We start from the raw sequence: 18,473 nt of genomic DNA, 5'->3' as shown, positions 1-18,473 counted from the left end.
TGCCGGAGTAGAACGGCCGGTTCGCGGCGATACGGTCGGTGCGGATGACGGTGCCATCGAGGATGGCGAAGTTGGTGAACGTCCAGGCCAGTCGCCATAACGCGGCGGTCAGCGAGGGGGCACGAGCAGCCAGCAGCCGTGTGGTTTCGCGGATGTAGCGGTAGACGGTGGCTACACCGATACCGAACCCGGCGGCCAGCCGCGCGTAGGTGTCACCGTTGCGCAGAAACACCAGCACCAGCAGTGCCTGCTGATCCGCGCGAAGTTTGCGCCACCGGGAACCGATCGTGCGGTGATGGGTCCGCAACACTTCAGCGACATACCGCAGGGTCGTGCTGGACAGGTCGATCGCCGACGGATACAACAACACCCGAAGCTCCTGGCAGTCCTGGGTTGATCTTGGTCGACGATCCATCTACCAGGAGCTTCACTCACACCCAAGCCCCTCCACCCTGACCAGCAAAAATCAGGATGAAAAAGGCTCACTCAAATAGAGTAATTCGCCCGGATGAGCGGCGATTATTCGACGTACTGGCCGACACATCCCGCCATCGAGGCCGGGTGATCGAAGTATCCGGGGAGCCTGGATCGGGAAAAACACGAATTCTTGCGGATTTCACCCAGTCCGCGCGCGACCGAAATACGACAGTCCTCATCGGACGGTGCACCGAAGCGGACGCCACCGCTCCCTTCCGCTGCCTTCGGCAGTGCGCTCACCGTGCGGCGGAACGAATTCCGCGCATCCGAGTTCGAGAAGCTCGGAGACCTCCTCGGATCCTGCAACGGTGGGGAGCCAGGCGCCTCGAAGCGCTGCGCCGAACTGCTCACTTCCCTGCTGGCCTCGCTGGCGGGCGAGGACGTGGTGATCGTGCTCGACGACTTCCACTTGGCCGACTCCCGTTCAGTGCAGCTGATCGACGACCTGATCACGCGCTCAGCGGACATGCCACCGATCGTGATCGCCCTCCGGCCCCGGCAGACGCCGCTGGAACTGTGCCGATCGCTGACCCACGGACGTGAGTTCGGCACCGTGGAACGGCTCGAACTCGGTCCCCTGCCGCTGGCGAAATGCGCTGAACTGCTCGGCCTCGCCGAGCACGACCCGGAACTCCACCGGTTGCACTACGAAAGCCGCGGCAATCCGATGTACCTGCTGGCCCTGGCGCACACCACGGGCGATGAGGACTGCTACGAGGCGTTCCGCTGGGAACGACTCCCGCGCCAGGTCGCCGAACTGCTCTCCTGGGAACTCACCGCCCTCAACGAGGTCGAAGCCCGGGTCGCAGGCGCGGCTGCGGTGTTCGGAGACGAATTCGAACTCCCCGCGCTGGCCGAGATGACCGGGCTTGATCCCGCCGAGTGCTGCGCCACGGTGCAGGCGCTGATCCGCCGCGATCTGGTGCGTGCGGCCAACCGGACGCCGACCATCACCTTCCGCCACCCGGTGATCCGCCAAGCCGTCTACTCGAACCTGGACCCGTGCGAGCGATCGGCGGTGCACAGCCGCGCGCTCGCCCTGCGGGAACGGCGGCGCGCTTCACCCGTCGAGCGGGCCCTGCACATCGAGCGTTCGCTGAGCGAGCACGACGCGCGCGACTTGCGAACGCTGATCGATGCCGCGGAGGCCACGCTGAGGTCTTCCCCGTCGGTGGCAGCCCGGTGGCTGCGCAAGGCGCTTGGCACGCTGCCTGCCGAGAGCTCAGCAGAACGCCCGCGCGCCCTCTTGCTGCTCACCGAAGCACTGGCGCTGCTGGGCAAGCTTCCGGAAAGCCGTGCGGTGCTGCACGAACTGCTGCAGCTGCTTCCCCCGGCCCCACCCGAACCCGCACCTGCGCAGTCAGCTTCGGAGCGCTGGTGGAATGCGTCCTCGGCCACTACGCGGAGGCGACAGCGCTGCTGACCAGCGAACTCGACGCGCTCGACGGCGTGGCCTCGCCGGACGTGCCCAAGCTGATAGTCCGCTACGGGTTCATCGGCCTGCTCAGCGGCAGCTTTCCCAGCAGGGAGCGGATCGAGCTCGCCGTCCGCCTCGCCGCCGAACAAGGCGACCAGCCCACCCGCGTGGCGGTGACCGCGCTGAACGCGCTGCACCTGACCGTGGCCGGGAAGTTCGACGAGGTCAAGGCGCTCCTCGACGAAGCCTCGGGAGTGGTCGACGCGCTGCCCGATGCGGCGTTCACCCTGCACCCCGAATACTTCTCGCTGCTGGGCTGGGCGGAGGGCCTCGTCGGCCGGTACTCCGACGCCGAGCGCCACCTCAATCGCGGGATGACCATCTGCCAGGATTCCGGACACGTTTTCGTGCTGCCGCTGCTGCTGGCCGGACTGAGCAACATGCGGGTGCAGATCGGGCAGTTGGCGGACGCCCGGCGCGCGGCCCGGCAAGCTCGCGAAGTCGCGCAGCAGATCAACGCGTCGGACCTGGCGAACCTCGCCTTGGCGCTGGAAGCGCTCAGTCTCATGTGGCTCGACCGCCACCAAGCGCGGTCCGCGATGGACATGGCCGAGCGCGCCGCTGCGGCTCTCCCGCCGGGCACTGACTGGGCTTGCCTGAGCACCGCCTACATCCTGGCGATGGGCGCTCGCCTCAACGACGATCCGCAACGCTCCCGCACGCTGATCCTCGACGTCGGCCGCGGCAGCGACCTGCCCAGCCTGCTCAGCACGATGCGCCCGATGTACTTCGAAATGCTCTGCGACGCCTCCGTCGCCCTGGGGAAGATCGACCAAGCTTCGGAATGGGCTCAGCAGGCCATCCGGTGCGCCACCCGCCCAGATATGCCGCACCAACGGGCCTACGCGCTGGCCGCGGTCGCGCACGTGCAACGCGCTCGGGGCGAGTTCTCGGCAGCGATGCGGAGTTTCGATTCAGGATTCAGCCGCCGATTGTGGGAGCGGGATTGGAAGGATTATGGGAGGGGTGTAGTGACCTGAGGTGGGGTGTACTGCGCTGAACGGCACTGTGCTGCACCGGTTTATCCTGGGGTTTCTCGGGTTTCGCTGGTCAGTGTCTTTCGTGGGCTGGGCTGGGGGTCAAGGGGTCGTGGGTTCGAATCCCGCCATCCCGACGGAGCGAAGAGCCCGTTGATCAGCACGTAAGTGCAGGTCAACGGGCTTTTTTGCATGCGGTTGTGGATCTTCGGTGGACGAGCCCGTCGTGAACCACACCGCCGAACGAACCGCGAACGCCGCCGCACGCAAATCGCTTTGGATCGACCTGGAGAACACCCTGGCCGCCGGGCCACTGCTTGCGAACCGGATCCGCGCCGCGGGCGTCGCCGACCGACATCGACAAGGTCCTCACCAAGGCACGGCACCTTGCGGCAGCAGTGGCGAAGATCGACAGGCTCCGGCAACCGGGCACCCCACCTGTGACACTGGCAAATCTGGCTCATGACTGCACCGGGGACCCACACGACCTCGACCTGGACACACTCATCGGACAGCGCCTGGTCGAAGCAGTCGCCGAACGAGCCCAGGAACCGATGCCGTACCGGCCGGACGTGGTCAGGGCACTGCTGGCATGGTCAGGAGTGCCAGCAGATCGGTTGTCCTCGTCAGTCGTCGTGCTGAACCTGAGAGCCTCGGGTAACAGCATCGTCGACCAACGGCTTCGCTTGGGAGGTGGCCCGGTACGAGCGGTTCGCCGCGAAGTCGCTGTGCAGCAGGAATTCGGCCGGTGTGCGTGCGGTTCTCGAGCCGTGGATGAAGGCTCGGACGAAGGCAGAGGTGCTGGCGATCTCCGGCGGGAGAGTCCGTAGGCCCGGTGCAGAGCGTGGTCGACATCTTCGTCGACCTGCACGTCGCGGTCCGGCACATGTTCGTCGAAGTGGAATAGCCCAGCAGCGACATGCCCGTCAACGTTGCCGGGCAGCAGATCAAGTTCACCCGCACGCCCGCCCGGGTATGCTGCCGAGCCCCCGCTGCTCCGGTCCCGCATGCGCCGTCCAGCGCTACGCTGCTAACGACTGCTGGCCGAACATCCGCGTCATGGGACGCCCACCCGCGGCCCCTTGCGGGGCGATCACGCCGGACAAGTCGTCGCGACACCCCACGAGGTAATGATCCTTCGAGTTGAATCGGAAGGCCGGTCAGGTCGACAGGCCGGGGGCGTTGAACTGACCGTGGAAGTAGTCGTAGAGCGTTCTCATGGCCGACGTGAACTGGGCTCCCTTGCGCCAGGCGAGCCCGATCTGCATGTCCGGCACGTGCTCGCTGACGATGGCCGTCTCGATCCGCTTCCCCTCCAGGGACCACGGTCGGTGGACCATGTCGGAGAGGATGGTCACCCCGTTCCCGTTGGCGACGATGCTGCGAACGGCCTCGATCGACGTGGTCTCGATGAAGACCTGGGGTTGGAGCTCGCCCCAGTACGCCCGGGTCGTCCGATCGGCCTCGTCCACGGTGAGCAGTGCGTACGGGTGCTTCGCGACGTCGGCGAGGTGGACCTGGGGCAGTTGGGCGAGCGGGTGGCTGGGGGCCATCCACAACCTCCGAGCCGAGTGGACGAACGTCTCGTGCATGAGTGCGGGGCTGCGGAGGTTGGAGGTGAGCAGGAGGGCGAAGTCCAGGTCACCGGCGATGAGCTTCTCCTCGGCCTCGGCCCTGCTCATCTCGAGCCAGGAGATCTCGAGGTTGGGGTAGCGGGCGGCGAGCCGCTGGATGTGCTGGGGGAGGAAGTAGCCCATGACGGTGTAGGTCACGCCGACTCGAGCGGCTCCGTGCAGGGTGGCGTCGGCGCTGGTCACCTCGGCCGCCTCCTCGAGCATCCGAAGGATCTCGCGCGCCTTCGGGAGCAGGGCCGTGCCGGTGTCGGTGAGGCGCACCCCGCGGGAAGTCCTGATGAAGACGGGCTGCTTCAGCTGGCTCTCGATGTCCTGAATGGCGGACGTGACGGCGGATTGCGAGATGAAGAGCTCCTTCGCCGCCGCGCTCAGCTGGCCGGCCTCGGCGACGGCCACGAAGTAGCGCAGCTGTCTGGTCGAGAACGTCATGGCGGTCCTGTCTAGGGGTGATGGGGCGAAGTGCCGACTGTGGACTTCTGTCTTTCAGATACCACGGTATCTGATTATTGGCATTGTTGATGTATTGGTGTCCTTTTAGGGTCTACGGCGTGATGGAGGGGGAACGGCCATGAGGACCCAGGTCGACATCAACTGCGACATGAGCGAGGGCTTCGGCGCATGGATGTTCGGTGACGACATCGATGCCGCGATGATGAGGTTCGTCAGCTCGATCAACGTCGCAGCGGGCTTCCACGCGGGCGATCCCAGCACGATCGCCCGGACCGTCCGGCTCGCCAAGGAGCACGGCGTCGGCATCGGCGTGCACCCCGGGTTCCGCGATCTGGTCGGCTTCGGTCGGCGCCACATCAAGGCCACGGCTGCCGAACTCGTCAACGACTCGATCTACCAGCTGGGAGCCGTCCGGGAGTTCGTCCGCCTCAACGGTGTGCCGCTGCAGCACTTCAAACTGCACGGTGCGCTCTACATGCACGCCGCGCGGGACGAGGAGTTCGCCGCAGCGCTCGTCGACGGTCTCCAGGCAGTCGACCCCGAGCTGCCGGTCCTGGTCATGGGTGGCACCGCGATCCACCAGGCGGCCCTCGACCGCGGGCAGCCCGTCGTCCGGGAGTTCTACGCCGACCGCGACTACGGCGAAGACGGGCAGATCGTCTTCACGCGCAAGGTTGGCGCCCTCGACCCCGATCAGGTCGCGGCCAAGGTCCTCCGGGCATGTCAACGGGGGGCCGTGGAGACCGTCCACGGCACGACGATCGACGTCGAGTTCGAATCGGTCTGCATCCACAGCGACACGCCCGGTGCGTTCGAGTTGATGAACCGCACCCGCGAGGTGCTCGACGAGGCCGGCGTCCAGATCGTTTCCTTCGCCGCTTGACCTGGACTGCCGCTTCCCGCGTGGCCAGCGGGGACGATGCAGGGCGTAGGCGCTGAAGCGGGGCCCGCATGTCAACTCCCGCAGCGGGCAGTCGACTCAATTTCCACAGGCAGGGACATTCACGCTGCACGCAACAAAAAGGACGGTTGGTATGAGCACGATCCACCAAGTCACCTCTCCCATCCCCGGCACTTTCTACGCCAAGGAGTCACCCTCCGAGCCGCCGTTCATCACCGTCGGCGCGAAGGTCTCGGCGGGCGACACCATCGGCCTGGTCGAGGTCATGAAGATGTTCAACCGCGTCACCGCCGAGGTGTCCGGAACCGTGGTGGAGATCTGCGTCGAGAACGAGGACCCGGTCGACGCGGGCGACGTCCTGATCCGGCTGGAGGAGTTCTGATGAGCGGAATCTGCCGGCTGCTGGTCACCAGCCGTGGCGAGATCGCCGTCCGGACCATCCGGGCGGCCAAGGAACTCGGCATCACCGTCATCGCGGCCCACAGCGACGCGGACGCCGAGTCCCTGGCGGTGCGGCTGGCAGACGAGTCGGTCAACGTCGGGGGCGCCCACGCGAAGAAGAGCTACCTCAACCAGGAGGCGCTGCTCGCAGCAGCGAAAGAGGTGAGCGCCGACGCCATCCACCCCGGCTACGGTTTTCTCTCCGAGAACGCCGCCTTCGCGAAGGCCGTCAGCGACGCCGGGCTGATCTGGGTCGGCCCCAGCAGCGAGACGATCGCGCGGATGGGCCACAAGGCGGAGGCGATCGCAACGGCCCGCGCGGCCGGCGTGCCGGTCGTCCCGGGCAGCGAGGGGCTCATCCAGGACGTCCAGGAGGGCCTGGCCGCGGCGGCCGAGGTCGGGTACCCGGTCCTGATCAAAGCTGCCGCCGGCGGTGGCGGCCGCGGCATCCGGATCGCGCGCGACGAGGCCGAGCTGGCCGCGGGCATCGCGAGCGCCCAACAGGAAGCCCAGGCGGCCTTCGGCGACGACGGCGTCTACCTCGAGCGCTTCGTCGACAGAGCTCGGCACATCGAAGTCCAGATCCTCGGTGACGGAACCGAGGCCGTGCACTTCTACGAACGGGACTGCTCCCTGCAGCGGCGCCGCCAGAAGATCTGGGAAGAAGCCCCGGCCGCGATCCTCGACCCCGAGGTCCGCGAGCGGATCTGCAGTTCGGCGGTCGCGCTCGCGAAGTCGGTGAACTACTCCGGGGCCGGCACGGTCGAGTTCCTGTACGACCAGGACAGCGCGGAGTTCTTCTTCATCGAGATGAACACCCGGATCCAGGTCGAGCACCCGATCACCGAGGAGATCTGCGGCGTGGACCTGATCCGGGCCATGCTCCTGGTGGCAGGCGGCGCCCCCTTGCCCTACCGGCAGGACGACATCCGGGTCGGTGGGCACGCGATCGAGGTGCGGATCAACGCGGAGAACCCGGACAACAACTTCATGCCCGCCCCGGGCACGATCGAGTCGCTGGAGTGGCCGCTGGGCCCCGGAGTGCGCATCGACTCGATGGCGTTCCCCGGGTACACGATCCCGCCGTTCTACGACTCGCTCATCGGCAAGCTGATCGTCCACGCCGAGACCCGCGAGCAGGCCCTGCTGCGGCTGCGGCGGGCGCTGGAAGAGATGCAGCTGGTCGGGCCCGCGACGACGCTGCCGTTCTTCGAGCGGCTTCTGGGCCAGGACGACGTCATCGACAACAACATCCACACGACGTGGATCGAGCAGTGGATGGAGTCTCAAGCGTCATGACCACCACCTCATCGACCCGGTACACCCTCGGCGGCGACGAGCACCTGTTCGTCGAGCTGTCCGAGAGCATGTCCCTCGACGCCTTCTTCCGCGGCCTCCTCATCACCAAGGAGCTCGCCGCCCGCAACATCGGTGGCATCACCGAGATCTGCCCGGCGAACGCGTCGTTCCAGGTGCGCTTCGACCCCGACGTGCTCGACGTCGCCCACCTCCAGGAGGTGCTCGAGGACATCGAGGCGAACATCGGCGAGCACGAGGGCACTCTGGACACCCGGATCGTCGAGATCCCGGTCTACTACCAGGACCCGTGGACCCACGAGACCCTGATGCGCTTCCGGGAGCGGCACCAGGACCCGGACTCGACCGACATCGAGTACGCGGCCCGGATCAACGGGTACGCCGACGTCGCCGCGTTCATCGAGGCGCACTCGGCGACGCCGTGGTTCGTCTCGATGGTCGGCTTCGTGGCGGGCCTGCCGTTCATGTACCAGATGGTCGACCGGGACAAGCAGATCCAGGTGCCGAAGTACCTCAAGCCGCGCACGGACACCCCGAAGCACACCGTGGGCTACGGCGGCAGCTTCAGCTGCATCTACTCGGTACGCGGGGCCGGCGGCTACCAGATGTTCGGCGTCACCCCGGTGCCGATCTACGACCCGCAGCAGCAGATCCGCCATCTGTCGGACTTCGCGATCTTCTTCAAGCCCGGGGACATCGTCAAGTTCCGCCCCATCGACCGCGCTGAGCACGACGAGATCGTCGCCGCGGTCGAGCGCAACGACTACACCCTGAGAACCGCCCCCGTGAAGTTCTCCCAGCGCGACTTCTCGGCCGACCCCGCGGGCTACCCCGCACGGCTGCTGGAGGCCCTCTATGCAAATTGAAGTGAAGAAGCCGGGCCTGCTCACCTCGGTGCAGGACCAGGGACGCTCCGGGTACTACCACCTGGGCATCCCACCGTCGGGGGCGATGGACCAGCTGTCCTTCAGGGCCGCCAACCTGCTGCTCGGCAACGACGAGACGGCCGCTGTCCTCGAGTGCGCCCTGATGGGGCCGGAGCTGACGTTCACCGAGGCAACCCACGTCGTGGTCACCGGAGCGGAAATGGTGCCGTCGATCGACGGCGAGGTGCAGCCGACCAACACCGTCCTCGCGGTCGGACCGGGGCAGACGCTGGCCTTCGGGTTCGCGACCGCCGGCGCGCGGGCCTACATCGCGGTTGCTGGTGGGATCGACGTTCCCGAGGCGCTCGGCAGCCGGTCGACCTACGCGTTGGGTGGCCTGGGCGGGCACGAGGGGCGGCCGCTCCAGGCCGGTGACGTCCTGCCCGTTGGGCGCCGCAACGGTGCACCGCAGGTCGGCCGGGAGTTGCCCGAGGAGCTGCGGATGCCGCTGAGCGCGGAGAACGAGCTGCGGATGCTTCGCGGCATGTACGACCACCGCGTCACCCCGCACTCGATGGACACCTTCCTCGGCGAGACGTGGACGGTCGGGTCGGAGGCGGACCGGATCGGCTATCGGCTCAAAGGCGGCACACCGCTCGAGTTCGTACCGCGGATCCCGCCCTTCGGTGCCGGCGATGACCCGTCGAACATCGTCGACGCCTGCTATCCCATCGGCTCGGTCCAGGTGCCATCGGGGCAGGAGCCGATCGTCCTGCACCGAGACGCCGTATCCGGCGGCGGGTACATGATGGTCGGCACCGTGATCAGCGCAGATATGGACCGCATCGGCCAGATGCGCCCCAACACCAAGGTGCGGTTCGTCGATGTCACCCTCGAGGAGGCGCTCGACGCCCGGCGAGAGCGGTCGGCCCGACTCGCTCAGATCCGAAGCACCCTCGCGGCCCAATAGTCTGTCCACGACGTGCGTTCGGGTTTGTTCCAATCTGGACCACATGTAGGTGCGGATGCTGGGGAGCCGGTGCTGCGGGCGCACCGTCGCCGAACTCGCGACCCCACCACCGCTGAGGTCGCCGAGGCCGACCGCCAGTTCGCCGAATGGATGCGCGCCAACCTCGCGCGCGCCGCCGAGCACTTCGGCGTGGCCGTGGCGGGGGAGCCGGTGTTCGGTTGGCGCCTACGGTCGATCAGTGCCGCCGTGGACAGCTCGGAAGGTCGTCGGTGGCTGCGGGTGGTCTCCGAACAACCGCAGTGGGTGCACGGGGATTGGTGGACCGGCAATGCGGATTCGAACGCTGTCACCGGCATCCGCAAGCCCCACGTGCTCGACGTCGTGGAGCGGGAGATCCCTGGGGTTCGGCGCCAGCGTGCCGAGCTGATGACCTACACGCCGGCCGACGGTGCTCGGACGCCGGCGCGCTACGGGCCGAGATCGACCTTCCTGTGGGGTGGTGGGGCGAGCGCCGCTGGCAGTTCGCTGAGGTCGGCGCGCACCGAAGGGTGCGTAAGGAGACGGCCCGTGCGGAGCTGTTCGAAGACGGGCGCGAACAGGCTCGGAAGCCGTTCACGGGGAGGGTGTGGATGACATCGCGCAGCCGGAACAGCTCCACGCGGGTGCCGCGTCGGCCGTCGAAGCATGCCGCAGGCAGCGGTGCCCCGGAGAGGAGTCCGTAGTGGACCAGGGCGCCGCCCGCTGAGAGCTGATCTATCAGCTCGGTCCCAGCAGCGTCGCCGACGCAGTCAAACCCCATCGAAGCCGCCCTGCGACGAGTCGCGCACCTGCTGCGCCCAACCGGGACGGTCCGTCGTGACCAGGCACCGCCACAGGCCGCGGTGCGGCCAGGCCCGGCCCGGAGCGCCCCGGTGCAGCCCTGCAGAGGTGATCCCGCGCGCAGCGAGGAGCTCGGCGAGATGACCGGCGATGGTCGTGCTCGCCCCGGTGATCAAGACGTTCCTGGCCGCCCGGGTGCAGAAGCGCTCCACCATGAGATGCGCTGTCAGCGGGTTGATGTGCGCGAAGCGCGCGATCTCGTCCGGTAGGTCCGCTGGTGCGGGAACGCACCACCGCCAGTCGGCACACCTCAGCTGCTGCCACGATCCTGCCGAACCGAGCGGCAACACCCGCTGCCCGATCAGTTCCCGAGGGACGCCGCAGCCTGCCGATTCGATCACCCCGGCACCTTCGAAACCCGGCACGAACGGGAACGTGGTGCGCGACCCGTGTGCGCCTGCGATCGTGAGGACATCGGACGGATTGACCGTGCTCGCGATCATCCTCACCACCACGTCATCCGTGCCCGGCGGCGCGGGGCCGGAGACCTCGCGCAGCGTCAGGACCTCGCCCAACGATCCCGGCGAGCACGCCCCGCATTCCCCATGAGGTAGCGCCGCGATCAGATGCGCTGACCTCAGGCATGGAGCAGCTCCAGCACGGCGTCGATCTGCTCGGGCGTGGTGAACAGGTGCGGGCAGACCCGAATACGCAGAGCAGTGCGGAGTTGGGCCACGGCAGGGGCTCGTTCAGGGGGTTGGATGCGACGTACTTGGGGGCGTTGTTGAGGGCGTCGCGGAACGGGCTGTCCCGGGTGTTCCAATGGGCCAGAACGTCCTGGTAGGTGCGGCGGCCCAGGAGGTACCCGCCGCTGGACCCACCTGTTCATGATGGCGTTGTCCTCGCCCCGTTCAGCGGCCCAGCCGCCGTGGGTGAACCCGTCGTGCGCTGGCACTTCTCGGCCCGCGGCGCCACCTGCTCTCGCCTCAGCGCCGGATGCTGAGTCGGGTTCACCGGCGCGCCTCTGCGGGGATGGTGGTCGGGCGTGTAGGGTGATCGGTGGTCGTTGTATTTCTGGGTTCGTGTTTTGTTCATGCTCGCAGGACATTGATGCGGGCGAGCTTCTTTCTTCGGTTTGCAGCTGGAGTGAGCCGCCGTCTGAGATCCCCCGGCCCGGGCCCCCGCGTGGTGTGGTTGCCCGTCATACCCCAGCTCACCAAGGAGACTGACATGACCAACGGAACCGTGAAGTGGTTCAACTCGGAGAAGGGCTTCGGCTTCATTGCCCCGGACGAGGGTGGCCCGGACGTGTTCGTGCACTACTCGGCCATCGACGCCGGCGGCTTCCGTAGCTTGGACGAGGACCAGCAGGTGACCTACGAGGTCAGCCAGGGCCCCAAGGGTCCGCAGGCCGACGTCGTGCGCGTGGTCTGAGGTTCCGCTGAGTTTCTTCCTGGCCCGCACTTCGTGTGCGGGCCGGGGACTACGGTTTCATCCGGCATCGCTCCCGCACCCGCGACTTGCGGTGCGGTTGAGGCGGGCCGGACCGATCTAGCCCCGCAGCACGTTCTCCGCCGTGACGACGCTGCCCACCACTGGGCGCGCAACGACGCGGCTGGGCGCAGCCTGCTGCAGCACCAGTCTTCTTTCTCCTCCGGTTGAGCCGAGCGCGTTTGCGCGGGCCGGGTTCCCGGAGCCGAACCTTGTTTCTGCCTGCGGTACTGCAGCGGCGACTCTCTTCGTTGCGCTAGGCCGCAGGATCCTTCGACGTGTATTGGAGCCCGATGCGGGCTAACTACAGCCTGATCACGACCCTGCCCACAGTGTTCCCAGTGGATGGTGACCTCGTCGGCGACGGTGTCACCCTGCTGGCCGAGCAGCTCTGGCCGCATGTGCTGACCGGACCACCGGACACGCTGGTGGACCTGGCCCGGGCGAACACCATCGATGCAGCCGGGCTCGATCTTCTGGTCGCCGCGCACGCCTACGCGGCCCATCGCCGCATCCCGCTGCGCATCGTCAACGCCGCGCCCTGGGTGCTTCGCGTGCTGCAAGCGGCCGGAGTGAGCGCCCTCCCGGCCCGCACTCGCTGCGCCGAGTTCGCCACCACCACGGCCACGACACCTACGCCTCGGAGCAACGCCGCGGTGGTGATGGCGTGATGCGGCACTGCCGTCACGTCGCGCGGACATTGTCCGATGATGCCTGGCAGATCACCGATGCCGAAGGCCAGCAGACCGCGCGTATCGCCGGCACCGAACACGATGCGATTGCCCGCGCCCACCACCAGCTCGCGGCCTACGGCGGAGGACACGTGTTCCTCACCGACGCCGACTGACCACACCACCACCGGCCTCAGGCCTCGCGAAAGGACTTTCCCGTGAACCTCTCCACCTCCCTCCGCCCCGGCAACGGGACTCGGAGCGGCCCCGCGCAGGTTGACCAGCGCGGCACTCGGCCGCGTCACGACCCCCGCCCACCCCGCGCAGACCACTCCTGCGCGCGGAGACCGGTGGCGCCTGTGATGTTCCTCGAGCCCGGCCCGCCCCGCGCCACCCCGGCCACGCAGCGTCGGCGTGCAGATCAGGACGAGGAGACTCTGCGCCCGCTGCGCACCCCGTTCACCGCCGACGGGCCAGGAGGTCCGTGATCGAACGCATAAACCCCACGCAGCACCAAAATTCGTATCCTGCTGGCATGAGCGAAGCCCTGACGACGCGTCGCGCCTACGCTTCGGTCAAACCCCGGATGCGGGGGTGGATTCACCTGGCCAGCGCGATCGGGTTCGCCGCCTCCGGCACGGTGCTGATCACTCTGGCCGCCACGACCGGCCCGCCGACAACAACCGCGGCCGTGGCGCTCTACATGGCCGGGGTGCTCGGCCTGTTCGGTGTCAGCGCTGCCTATCATCTCATCACCTGGCGGTCCCGGCGTGCCCGCACGTGGATGCGGCGGCTGGATCACTCGATGATCTTCCTGCTGATCGCAGGCACCTACACCCCGATCGGCCTGCTGGCCCTGCCCCAGGACACCGCGCGCCTCGTGCTGGGCGTGGTCTGGGCCGGAGCGTTCGGCGGCATGCTGCTCAAACTCGCCTGGCCCCACGCACCGCGCTGGGTCGGTGTCCCGCTCTATATCGCCCTCGGATGGGTCGCGGTGTTCGTCCTCGGCGACCTGCTGCGCACCGCCGGTGTCGCGGGACTGGTGCTGCTGCTGGCAGGTGGCGTCCTCTACACCCTCGGCGCCATCAGCTACGCCACCCGGTGGCCCGACCCGTGGCCGAACACCTTCGGCTACCACGAGGTCTTCCACACCGCCGTCACCGCAGCGGCGATCTGTCATTACGTCACCGTCTGGCTCCTGCTGCCCATAACACCCGCCATCTCTTGACGCGGCGAGGAGACCCCGGCGCTCCCGGACGGGTCGGCCGGGGTCCGTCACGTGGCGAGGTTGTTCAGAACGACCATGCCGTTGTGGGATGCGGCGGCGAGTCGGCCCAGCAGGCTGCGGGTCAGATCAGCGGCCTCAACAGGCGCGGTCACCACGAAGCAGGCCAGCAACGCCGCGGACAAGCCATGCACCGGCCGGTCGGGCACTTCGCTACATCGTGACGGCGTTGCCGGCTCTGAACCCACCTGTGCGGCATCGTGACCAGGGCGCACGCGACGTCGGCGCGCGAGCTAACTTTGCGCGCCGGACTCCGGGTGGCCGGTGTGCTCGGCAAGCTGATCCTCGAGGGTGATGATCCGGCACGCCGCCGCCACCGGGGTGCCTTGATCGATGAGTTCGCGGGCGCGTTGGGCCCGCCGAAGCTGCCGCCGGGAGTAGCGCCGGTGGCCCCCGGTCGAACGCTGCGGATCGATGAGGCCGGCCTCTTCCAGCGACCGCAGGAACGGCTGGGTCACCTCCAGCATCTCCGCAGCCCGCCCCATCGTGTAGGCGGGGTAATCCTCGTCGTCGAACTTCGCGTCGGCGCCGTGCCGATCCTTGCTCAATACCGCTCCCTCACCCCTCAACAAGGCCCCCGGCGCACCAGTGGTGCACCGGGGGCCACGAGGGGTAATCACTCACTACTCAGGCCGCTCATCCATCCACGAACACCGGGAGTGGAGCGGCAGGGAAAACAGTGACTCGACGCTCCCTTCTTGCTCGCGTACGGATCACGGACTCACCCTTTTCGCTCCCCTGGGGTGGGCAACCGGCCGGTTGCCCACCCCAGGGACCTGCAAACTACAGCTCCACTTCACTGCTTGCCGCGCCGATTCGTCGGTGATGGCGCCTCAGTGCTCTCCGTCTGTGGAGAGAAATACTAACAGGGCCGAGCAACCATGTCTACATCGGCGAGTGCAGAAATTTTGCCGGGGCGAGGGGAGTGCGAAACCCGGGGCGGCCAGAGCCTGCCGGAGGCGGCTTGGACGCTGTCGTCCTCGTCGGGGTCGGACGGGTCGCGGGGTAGGCGGCCAGGTGGGCCGAGCTGGCGAACGCCGAAGCGTCGCCGATCTCCAGCAGGGTGCGGGCGGCGGTCCTGACTCCGATGCCGGGCATGGAGGTCAGGACCTCGGCGAGAGGGTGTGTATCGAGTGCTCCCTCAACCTCGGCAGCGGGCGTTTTTCGTTGATCCAGTGCGGTTTCAGGCCTTCGGCCAGCCGTGGCAGGACCATGTCGGCTGTGGCGGTGTCGGGAACGACGACGGTTTGCTCGGCCAGGGCCGCTTGCAGCTCGTCGACGAGCCGGGCGCCGATGCGGGGCGCGTGCTTGGGCGCGATCGAGACGAGCTTGCGGCGGCTGATGGTTGGCCAGGCCGATCGGGCCGCCGCAGCGTGCCCGGATCTTCAGGACCGCGGCGTGGGTGACGCGGGGTCCGAGGGCGCGTTCGAGAGCGGGGCGGATGCCGGTGAGCAGGCCGCGGATGCGGTTGCTGATCCGGGTGGCTTCGGCGGCCAGCTCGTCGTCGGAACCGACCAGGGCACCGAGTTCGTCCAGGGCGTCGTTGCCGACGTCGACCTGCCGCGACGTGTGCGGGGGGATGCGGGTGACGTCGGCGATCAACAAGGCGTTGCGGGCGTCGGTCTTGGCTTTGCCCGGGTGGAGATCGGCGATCCGCCGCATCGCCAGGCCGGGCAGGTGGGCGACCTGGTGTCCGCAAGGCGCGAGCGACCGCGACCGGCAGAGCGCCGATCGTGGCCGGCTGTTCCACCACGACCAACACGGGGCCGTGGGCGGCGAGCTTGTCGAATACCGCCGGCAGTTTCGGTTCGCTGTTGGCAGCGGCCCGCCGTGCAGCCGTTTCCGGTCGGGTCCAGGCCCACGGCGTGGTGCTCGCCTTTGCCCACGTCCAGGCCGGGGAACACGCCGTATGTTCTGGTCATCCCCTCTTCACGTCGAAGTTGCTGGCCACAGTCAGGCATCGACGACCCTTAGCCACGCTACGACGAGACTTACCTGCAGGCGGCCGTGTCTCTACTAGCGGTCTCTCGATGCCGCCAGGCCGGTGGCACCACCCTCCGGATCATGAGTTCGGCGGGGGACAAAGTCATGCCGGACCTTGGCGACCAGGGCTCCAAGATCAGAGCCGCGAAAAGGCAACGAGGGGCCAGTGCCAGATCCCCGAGTGTGCGGGGCCGAGTGCTGATCAGCAGGTTTTTCTGGCGCCAAGTGGTGGTTTTGGTTGGTTCGGGTGTCGGGCAATAGATTCGGCGCATGACAGACACGGAGATCGCTGACGATACCCACGAGGCGAGGGCTGCCCGGTTCCGCGCCGAGGCCGTCGCTCGGGGCATTCCGGCAGCCGAGGTCGAGGCGTACATGCGTACGGCCCGCCCCGCGATATACCTCGCTGCGGACGGCCCCGGCCCGGTATTTGCGCTGACCGGTGGGAATCCACCGCTGCCCGAGGGCGCCCCGGCACCGACCGCCGCGTTCGTCGGGGCTGTCGACTGCGCTGCCCTGCCGTCCGGAGCGACGGACCTGCCGCTGCCCACCGAGGGCCGACTGCTGTTCTTCGCAGATCCCGTGCCGGGCACTGGGGCGGTGGTCGCCGACGCTGTGCGCTACGTACCGGCCGGGACGCCGTTGGTGGAGCACGAGGGTGCCCCGGAGGACGGTGTGAGCACCTTCCGCCGTGGACGACTGGACTTCTGCTTCCACCAGTGGTCGTGGCCTTGGCACGAGGAGGACGACGACGAGGAGTCGCAGCAGGCCGCGGAGTTGGAGTCCGCGTGGTCGCACGTGGTCGGCTGGCGTCCCCGCTGGCGGTTCCAGCTCGGTGGTGAGCCGGTCCTGTTCAACTGGGATCCGGTCGAGGTGGCCCAGGACGAGGTGCCGCTGCCCGCCGCGGACGGCGACGAGTGGACGCTGCTGGCCACCTGGCGTGGTGACGACGACTGCGACGAGCTGGAGGCGGGCCTGTTCCACTGGGTGATCCGCCGCGCCGATCTGGCCGCGCTCCGCTTCGACCGGGTGTACGTGTACGTGGACGCTTTCTGATCGTCGAGACGGTGGACATCCGGCGAGCCCGCACCGGGCTTCTGCTGCGAGTAGCTGGTCCGCCGTCAGGTGTTGCCAGTCGAGCGGGGCGCAGCGGCTCCAGCTCAGGATGGTCATGCGAAGCAGCGGCTTTCGGTCACCGGTGGGCCACGGTCGTAGTCCACCGGTGCATCGACGACCTGGTCGACATACTTCGCGCATGCGGTGCCGTGGATCAGAAGAAGCTGGTGATCACCAGTTGGTAGCAGACCGCCGCGATGGCGATCAGTCCGATTGCGGAGAGCACGTTCTGCCACCAGGTGTTGCGCAGGTCGCCCATGAGGGTCGATCGGTTGGCGAGGATGAGCATGAGCACTGCCAGGATCGGCGCGATGACGACGGTCAGGGCCTGCGCTGCGATGATCAGCTGGACCGGTGATGCACCGTGTGCGAGGACGGTGATCAGGGCGCCGAAGCCGAGCACGCCGAGGATGCCGGATCGGACTTTCCACGAGGAGAGTTTGTTGCCGTGGCCGAGGCCGTCGGAGAGCAGGGTGCCACCTGCGGTGGCGTTGGCGATCATCGCCGAGAGTGCGGCGCCGGTGAAGCCGAGCGAGAAGATGGTCCGGCCTGCTTCGCCGGCGATCGGGGTGAGCACTGCGGAGAACTGGTTGAGCGTCGCTCCCTGTTCTCCGCCGACCCCGGGCAGGACCGCGGCCGCGGCCATGATGACCAGCGCGGTCATGACCCCTGGTGCGACGATGCCGGGAATGGTGTCGACGAGGGTGGTCTCGCGGTACTGGTCGCGACGCAGGCCGCGTTCGCGGGAGGCGTACCCGGCGTAGAACGCGGCGTTGACCGAGAAGTTGGTGCCCACCAACGCGACGATCAGCAGCCCGACACCGGCCGGGACGGTCGGGACGATCGACCCGACAGCGGCGGCGCCCCAGTCGGGTCGGGTCACGATCGCGGTGGCGACGAACGAGGCCGCCATGATCGCCACGATGACCAGGACGAGCTTTTCGATGACGGTGTAGAGCCGTCGGGCGAACAGGATCCCGACGACGACCGCGGTGCAGGCGAGTGTCCACCACATCGGGGAGCCGCCGAAGACGAGGGACAGGCCGAGGCCAGAGCCGACGGCGTTGCCGACGGAGAACATCAGGGTGATGGCGAAGACGCCCAGCCCGGCGATCCGGCCGGACCAGCTGCCGAGGTGCTCTTTGATCGTCTGGACCACGGAGCCCTTCGAGACCAGCGCGATCCGGATGCTCATGTCGGCGTAGACGAGCATCAGCACGGTGGAGACGGCGATGACCCAGATCAGGGAGTAGCCGAAGCGGCTACCGGCCTGGACTGCGGAGGTGAGGTTGCCGGGGCCGAACTGCCAGGCGCCGACGATGAACGCCGGTCCCATCAGGGCGAGCATCCGCAGGGCCCGGCGGCCGCGGCCGACCGGTGCGGTGGTTGAGGCGACGGGGGACGTCCCGTCGCCGGATGCGGACGCCGCAGTGGCCTGCGGTGTGGCGGCGCGACGGTCGGTGGGCCCGTTGTTCGACCGGGCAGGTGCTACGTCGGACATGGTGTTTCCTCGCCCCCCGCGCGGCGTTGTCGCGGGGTTCATCGGGGACTGCATTGTCACCGGGCCAGCCAGGTCGTTGGACCTCGGCTGGAGAGGG

Annotated in this window: 20 protein-coding genes and 1 pseudogene; 14 read left to right on the top strand and 7 right to left on the bottom strand. The window is 67.9% G+C overall.

The window, feature by feature from the left end:
* Window positions 1-370: helix-turn-helix domain-containing protein (locus F1721_RS10820; protein ID WP_170301442.1), on the bottom strand; the 370-nt coding region annotated here is incomplete at its 3' end.
* 101 nt (window positions 371-471) lie between these two features.
* On the opposite strand from F1721_RS10820, the gene F1721_RS35620 reads away from it, so the two are divergent.
* The 3 genes from F1721_RS35620 (at window position 472) to F1721_RS35615 (ending at window position 3,761) form a co-directional block, all read left to right on the top strand.
* Window positions 472-1,020, top strand: a complete 549-nt coding sequence (locus F1721_RS35620; RefSeq protein ID WP_150066458.1) for an ATP-binding protein — start codon at window positions 472-474, stop codon at window positions 1,018-1,020.
* 834 nt (window positions 1,021-1,854) lie between these two features.
* The gene (locus F1721_RS10805) at window positions 1,855-2,934 is read left to right on the top strand and encodes a tetratricopeptide repeat protein (protein WP_150066456.1); all 1,080 of its coding nucleotides are present in this window, start codon (window positions 1,855-1,857) and stop codon (window positions 2,932-2,934) included.
* Window positions 2,935-3,248: 314 nt separating this feature from the next.
* Complete coding sequence (locus F1721_RS35615; RefSeq protein ID WP_150066455.1) at window positions 3,249-3,761, top strand: TIGR02679 domain-containing protein; 513 nt, start codon at window positions 3,249-3,251, stop codon at window positions 3,759-3,761.
* Window positions 3,762-4,091: 330 nt separating this feature from the next.
* Here F1721_RS35615 and F1721_RS10795 read toward each other — a convergent pair whose 3' ends face one another.
* Window positions 4,092-4,994, bottom strand: a complete 903-nt coding sequence (locus F1721_RS10795) for a LysR family transcriptional regulator (RefSeq protein ID WP_150066454.1) — start codon at window positions 4,992-4,994, stop codon at window positions 4,092-4,094.
* Window positions 4,995-5,133: 139 nt separating this feature from the next.
* Here F1721_RS10795 and F1721_RS10790 point away from each other — a divergent pair, with 139 nt between their 5' ends.
* The 6 genes from F1721_RS10790 to F1721_RS10765 all read left to right on the top strand — a co-directional run bounded on the left by F1721_RS10790 (window position 5,134) and on the right by F1721_RS10765 (window position 10,143).
* On the top strand, window positions 5,134-5,898 hold the full coding sequence (locus F1721_RS10790; protein WP_150066453.1) for a 5-oxoprolinase subunit PxpA: 765 nt from the start codon (window positions 5,134-5,136) through the stop codon (window positions 5,896-5,898).
* A 151-nt stretch (window positions 5,899-6,049) separates the two neighbouring features.
* The gene (locus F1721_RS10785; protein WP_150066452.1) at window positions 6,050-6,298 is read left to right on the top strand and encodes an acetyl-CoA carboxylase; all 249 of its coding nucleotides are present in this window, start codon (window positions 6,050-6,052) and stop codon (window positions 6,296-6,298) included.
* Entirely contained in the window at window positions 6,298-7,656 is a 1,359-nt protein-coding gene (locus F1721_RS10780) for an acetyl-CoA carboxylase biotin carboxylase subunit (protein WP_150066451.1), read from the top strand. Before F1721_RS10785 ends, F1721_RS10780 begins: the two co-directional genes overlap by 1 nt.
* Window positions 7,653-8,540: a 5-oxoprolinase subunit B family protein gene (locus tag F1721_RS10775; RefSeq protein ID WP_150066450.1), complete on the top strand. Its 888-nt coding sequence runs from the start codon at window positions 7,653-7,655 to the stop codon at window positions 8,538-8,540. The genes F1721_RS10780 and F1721_RS10775 overlap by 4 nt, the downstream gene beginning before the upstream one ends.
* The gene (locus F1721_RS10770) at window positions 8,530-9,510 is read left to right on the top strand and encodes a 5-oxoprolinase subunit C family protein (RefSeq protein ID WP_150066449.1); all 981 of its coding nucleotides are present in this window, start codon (window positions 8,530-8,532) and stop codon (window positions 9,508-9,510) included. The genes F1721_RS10775 and F1721_RS10770 overlap by 11 nt, the downstream gene beginning before the upstream one ends.
* Window positions 9,511-9,579: 69 nt before the next feature.
* Window positions 9,580-10,143 carry a hypothetical protein gene (locus tag F1721_RS10765; protein WP_150066448.1) on the top strand — a complete coding sequence of 188 codons (564 nt, stop codon included), beginning with the start codon at window positions 9,580-9,582 and terminating at the stop codon, window positions 10,141-10,143.
* Between the two features lie 155 nt (window positions 10,144-10,298).
* On the opposite strand, the gene F1721_RS10760 is transcribed toward F1721_RS10765, so the two are convergent.
* The gene (locus F1721_RS10760; protein ID WP_150066447.1) at window positions 10,299-10,904 is read right to left on the bottom strand and encodes an alcohol dehydrogenase catalytic domain-containing protein; all 606 of its coding nucleotides are present in this window, start codon (window positions 10,902-10,904) and stop codon (window positions 10,299-10,301) included.
* A 655-nt stretch (window positions 10,905-11,559) separates the two neighbouring features.
* Between F1721_RS10760 and F1721_RS10755 the strand changes: the two genes are divergently transcribed.
* The 4 genes from F1721_RS10755 (at window position 11,560) to trhA (ending at window position 13,719) form a co-directional block, all read left to right on the top strand.
* Entirely contained in the window at window positions 11,560-11,763 is a 204-nt protein-coding gene (locus F1721_RS10755; protein WP_150066446.1) for a cold-shock protein, read from the top strand.
* A gap of 398 nt (window positions 11,764-12,161) precedes the next feature.
* On the top strand, window positions 12,162-12,491 hold the full coding sequence (locus F1721_RS10750) for an STAS domain-containing protein (protein ID WP_170301440.1): 330 nt from the start codon (window positions 12,162-12,164) through the stop codon (window positions 12,489-12,491).
* The gene (locus tag F1721_RS10745; RefSeq protein WP_150066444.1) at window positions 12,488-12,667 is read left to right on the top strand and encodes a hypothetical protein; all 180 of its coding nucleotides are present in this window, start codon (window positions 12,488-12,490) and stop codon (window positions 12,665-12,667) included. The genes F1721_RS10750 and F1721_RS10745 overlap by 4 nt, the downstream gene beginning before the upstream one ends.
* A gap of 359 nt (window positions 12,668-13,026) precedes the next feature.
* Window positions 13,027-13,719 carry a PAQR family membrane homeostasis protein TrhA gene (gene trhA, locus F1721_RS10740; RefSeq protein WP_211840411.1) on the top strand — a complete coding sequence of 231 codons (693 nt, stop codon included), beginning with the start codon at window positions 13,027-13,029 and terminating at the stop codon, window positions 13,717-13,719.
* Between the two features lie 47 nt (window positions 13,720-13,766).
* Here the strand turns inward: trhA and F1721_RS34370 are convergent, their stop codons facing one another.
* From F1721_RS34370 to F1721_RS10730, 3 genes and pseudogenes are all read right to left on the bottom strand, one after another.
* Window positions 13,767-13,925, bottom strand: a complete 159-nt coding sequence (locus tag F1721_RS34370) for a hypothetical protein (protein WP_170301439.1) — start codon at window positions 13,923-13,925, stop codon at window positions 13,767-13,769.
* Between the two features lie 84 nt (window positions 13,926-14,009).
* Entirely contained in the window at window positions 14,010-14,324 is a 315-nt protein-coding gene (locus tag F1721_RS10735) for a MerR family transcriptional regulator (RefSeq protein ID WP_246154632.1), read from the bottom strand.
* Between the two features lie 343 nt (window positions 14,325-14,667).
* Window positions 14,668-15,698 (bottom strand): annotated as a pseudogene (locus F1721_RS10730) (IS110 family transposase); the annotation flags it as partial.
* A 331-nt stretch (window positions 15,699-16,029) separates the two neighbouring features.
* On the opposite strand from F1721_RS10730, the gene F1721_RS10725 reads away from it, so the two are divergent.
* Window positions 16,030-16,815, top strand: coding sequence for a DUF1963 domain-containing protein (locus tag F1721_RS10725; RefSeq protein ID WP_150066443.1), 786 nt, complete (start codon window positions 16,030-16,032; stop codon window positions 16,813-16,815).
* Between the two features lie 214 nt (window positions 16,816-17,029).
* Here F1721_RS10725 and F1721_RS10720 read toward each other — a convergent pair whose 3' ends face one another.
* Window positions 17,030-18,376: an Nramp family divalent metal transporter gene (locus tag F1721_RS10720; protein ID WP_246154631.1), complete on the bottom strand. Its 1,347-nt coding sequence runs from the start codon at window positions 18,374-18,376 to the stop codon at window positions 17,030-17,032.
* Window positions 18,377-18,473 lie beyond the last annotated feature (97 nt).

Origin of the sequence: Saccharopolyspora hirsuta (assembly GCF_008630535.1) — a bacterium.
Taxonomy (GTDB): Bacteria; Actinomycetota; Actinomycetes; order Mycobacteriales; family Pseudonocardiaceae; genus Saccharopolyspora; species Saccharopolyspora hirsuta.
This window is presented reverse-complemented; position numbering and strand designations above follow the sequence as displayed.